The sequence below is a fragment of the Mesorhizobium sp. M0601 genome (genome assembly GCF_040320845.1).
Taxonomy (GTDB): domain Bacteria; phylum Pseudomonadota; class Alphaproteobacteria; order Rhizobiales; family Rhizobiaceae; genus Mesorhizobium.
This window is the reverse complement of sequence record NZ_JAMYQK010000091.1, coordinates 1-3,805: the sequence shown is the minus strand read 5'-3', so window position 1 is coordinate 3,805 and position 3,805 is coordinate 1. Positions and strand designations below refer to the sequence as shown.

The following is a 3,805-nucleotide window of genomic DNA, read 5'->3' as shown; positions in this document are numbered from 1 at the left end:
GCGGTTTGGCTGCAGCCCGTGCGCCTTCCAGATGCGGCGCAATGCGCGAGGGCCGCGTCTTGTCACGCAGTAGCCCCTCGAAGCCTTCAGTGGCGAAGCGCTCCTGCCATCGCCACACGCAGGTCTTGGACTTGCCGGTCCGCCGCATGACTTCGATCGTGCCGGCGCCGTCGGCGCTCAACAACACGATCTCGGCGCGCCAAACGTGCTTCTGCGGGCTGTTACAGTCTTTGACCGAGGCAAGCAAACGCCGATGGTCAGAAGGCGAGACGGTGAAGGAGATTCCTGTGCAAAAGGGAATCCCGGTCCGTCTCTTATGTCAGGCAGGAACCACTAGCAGGCTTCTCTGATTGGGGTCGTTGAGGTCAAGCTCCTCCTGATTTTTTTCCGGACCATGTCGCCCCGCGGGTCACTCGCTTCTCTTCGCCGTCGACGTTAAGCCGCCGCATGATGGGGTCAGTAGAGCGAGGCCTCTCAATCTGTTGAACGACCTTGGGAGAGTTCGTCCCAGGATCGTGCCTGCTAACGAGATCGCCTTGCCCATCGTCCCCACGGGAACGATCCGGATCACGCCCCTTCGGGCGGAATCAACTCCTCCTTCGTTGGTCCGTTATCCCGTATTTCATGCCGATACGGGGCCGGGTGCCTTGCCGAAGCGGAATTCTGTCGCATGGCTCCACATGCGATGCAGGACGACAGCGAGCTTGCGAGCAACAGCAACTCGGGCTGGCTCGACCATTTCTTGCTGAGCACAAGCAGAGAATGAGCCGCCTCATAGAGGGCCGTGCGGGCGAGCTCGTCACCGCATCGGCTACCTTGCCCGAATCTCCGTCTCGCCAGATTGATAGCGTGCCGGGGTCAGACCCAAATGCGCTCCGACATCCCTCGATCGGCGAAAGCGGTCCGGCTGATCGACCGTGGCACGAAAGGCGAGCGCGGTGATGGGTCCCACACCGGGCACGGACATGAGGCGCCGGCAGACTTGGTCCTTGAGGGCGATATTGAAGACCTGCTTTGTCAGTCGCCCGAACTCGCGCAACATCGTTGCCACGATCGCCAGAAGCGGCTCGACAAGCGCCATGATGACCGTATCTGCGCCAATCAGTTCGCGCACGCGATGGGCGAAAGCTGCGCGGCCTGGAGTGCCGAGCTTGATGCCGGCCTCCCGCAGAATCGCCCTGACGACACTTTCGATCGTCCGCATTTCATTGAGGACCGTGCGTCGCGCAACGAGGAGAGATCGCCAGAGCCGACACTGCGGGCTCTTCACATGCACCTGCCGATACCAGCCGGTGCGCATGATCTGCGCCAAGGCGCGGGCGTCGTTGCGATCGGTTTTGTTCGGCATCGTTTTCATCGCCGCGTTGGCCTGCCGGGTCTCGATGCAGATCGCCGGCAATCCTTCGGCGCTAATACCGTCATAAAGCCAGGCTGTCAGCGAACAGGCTTCGAGCCCGATGCGCTCCAGCGGCAGATCGATTTTCCGCTGGCTTCATAAAGCGCCCTCGGCTCACTCGCCGCCCGCCCTTCCTTCACGATCCGGCCGCTCTCGTCGACGACACAGATCGCGGTCTCTTCCAAAGACACGTCAAGTCCGGCAAAATACTTCATGGCTGCTCCTCCTGATGTTTGTGGCGATCTACATCGACCACGTTCTCACATCCCGACAGGACATTTGGCTCGGGCGAGAACCCAATCACCCCATCTGTTGAAGAAGTCTGGCGCGCTCGCAGACGAAGCCTGAGTCGTCGACATTGTCGGTGTAGAGATGACGCACGGCTTCGTCTCCTTGCCTTCACCCTTGCGATGGCATCAGCATCAGATGGCGCAATGGATGGACGTCGAGGAGCGGGTCGCACGATTGACGGCGGTGGTGAAGATGCTGGAGCCGGCGCGCTTCGGCGCCCGCTACGAAGGTTGCGGACCGGCGCGCTGACCGAGGAACAGTACGCTCTGGCCTTCGACGAGATCGAAACGGGCGTGGCGGCCATCGAAGGGCCGATGGACAAGTCTGCGGTCGGCTCGAAAGCGAAGCGCGCCCCACATCCTCGCGAAGGCTTTGCGGTCCATTTCGAACGGGTCGAGATCCTTGAGGCGGTTCCGAACCGGCCGGCTGCAAGCCCGCAGCGTCCACGGCGGCGCTGGTGGCGGAAGCTTAGGCGCGGCTTACCGTTGCACGAATCAAGCGGCAAGGGGGCGAGAAATCTTAGATTTCGGACCATGTCGCGTCTTTGAGGCGGCTCTTTTAGTCCTGATAGTGCGCACCGGCCAAGCGCTTCGGCTATAATCTTGGGTTTCGAGCTGTAACTCGCGACTGACGCTTGAATTCCGGTGCAGAAGCACGTTAAGGAGGCGTCACGAGTTACTGGGGTTCGCACTGGTCGTGGAACTGGGCGCTGCTTCATCGCTGTCGAAATAGGAGAGCGCCGTATGTTCTGTCCAGAATCCAACGGTAAGGTCGCGCTGTTGACCGGAGTTACCGGCCAGGACGGTAGCTACTTGGCAGAGCTCTTGCTGAGCAAGGGCTATGTAGTGCATGGGATTAAGCGGCGTACCTCGCTTTTTAATACCGCCCGGATAGACAATCTATTTGACGGCTTCGCAGGCCAATCCGGCCGCTTCATCCTACACCATGGCGATATGACTGATTCATCCAGTCTGACACATATCATCCAGCAGGTTAAGCCTGATGAGCTCTACAACCTCGCCGCTCAGAGCCACGTGGCGGTTTCGTTTGAGGAGCCCGAATACACCGCGAACTCGGATGCATTGGGCACCTTGCGACTGCTGGAAGCGATCCGCATCCTCGGGCTTTCTGACAAGACGCGATTCTACCAGGCGTCCACCTCGGAACTTTATGGCTTAGTTCAGGAAGTGCCGCAGCGTGAGACGACACCTTTCTATCCTCGCAGCCCCTATGGTGTCGCGAAGCTGTATGCCTATTGGATCACTGTAAATTATCGGGAAGCGTATGGACTGTATGCCTGCAACGGGATCCTCTTCAATCATGAGTCGCCTTTACGCGGTGAGACGTTCGTAACGCGTAAAATCACGCGTGCGCTGGCGCGCATCAAACTGGGCGTCCAGTCGGACTTGCACCTCGGCAATCTTGATGCGCGACGCGACTGGGGTCACGCGCGCGACTATGTGGAAATGCAATGGTTGATGCTACAGCAGCCAACCGCAGAAGATTTTGTCATCGCTACGGGCTTGCAGTATAGTGTGCGCGACTTTGTCAATGCTGCGGCCCGGGTGCTTGGCATGCGCATCCGATGGGAAGGCGAGGGGATCGACGAGAAGGGGGTGGCCGATAACGGCCGCGCCATTATCAGGGTTGATCCACGCTATTTTCGCCCGACCGAAGTTGAGTCGTTGCTTGGCGACGCGACGAAGGCACATGCCAAACTTGGGTGGAAGGCCAAAACCTCGTTCGAGGCGTTGGTCGAAGAAATGACATTAAGCGATCTGCATGCCGTCGAACTCTTGGTTAAATCAAATCAGCTTAGCCAAAGCTGAGTGCAACCTGGCCCGCACGCCCCTTTTGCTGATTTCGTATGCAGCTTAACGGAGTTGGGTAGGCTTCGACGGTGTGTCGAACCGCGGTTGTTGGCACCGATTATACGAAATGCCTGACGCCGCCCATTGTTGCGGGCAGGCCCCAGGGTTCCGCATCGAGGCATCAAAGGCCATTTGGCCGGCCGAGGGATCGCCACCGGAATTCAGTTGTGTGCGTCAAGTTCTGCAAAATGGCGTGGCATTGCGGTGACGTCGGCGTGTCCGCCGCGCAGCCCCCGTGTTTAGCGGA

3 protein-coding genes and 1 pseudogene are annotated in these 3,805 nt (G+C 59.4%); 2 read left to right on the top strand and 2 right to left on the bottom strand.

Annotated features, from left to right (window positions below):
• A partial coding sequence (locus tag NKI41_RS32825; RefSeq protein WP_352687161.1) for a helix-turn-helix domain-containing protein occupies positions 1–301 on the bottom strand: 301 nt, incomplete at its 3' end.
• Between the two features lie 321 nt (positions 302–622).
• Positions 623–1,611 (bottom strand): annotated as a pseudogene (locus tag NKI41_RS32820) (IS110 family RNA-guided transposase).
• A 157-nt stretch (positions 1,612–1,768) separates the two neighbouring features.
• On the opposite strand from NKI41_RS32820, the gene NKI41_RS32815 reads away from it, so the two are divergent.
• Positions 1,769–1,936 (top strand): hypothetical protein, encoded by a 168-nt coding sequence (locus NKI41_RS32815; protein WP_352687158.1) that lies wholly within the window; start codon positions 1,769–1,771, stop codon positions 1,934–1,936.
• A 494-nt stretch (positions 1,937–2,430) separates the two neighbouring features.
• Positions 2,431–3,516: a GDP-mannose 4,6-dehydratase gene (gmd, locus tag NKI41_RS32810; protein ID WP_352687155.1), complete on the top strand. Its 1,086-nt coding sequence runs from the start codon at positions 2,431–2,433 to the stop codon at positions 3,514–3,516.
• Positions 3,517–3,805: the final 289 nt, after the last annotated feature.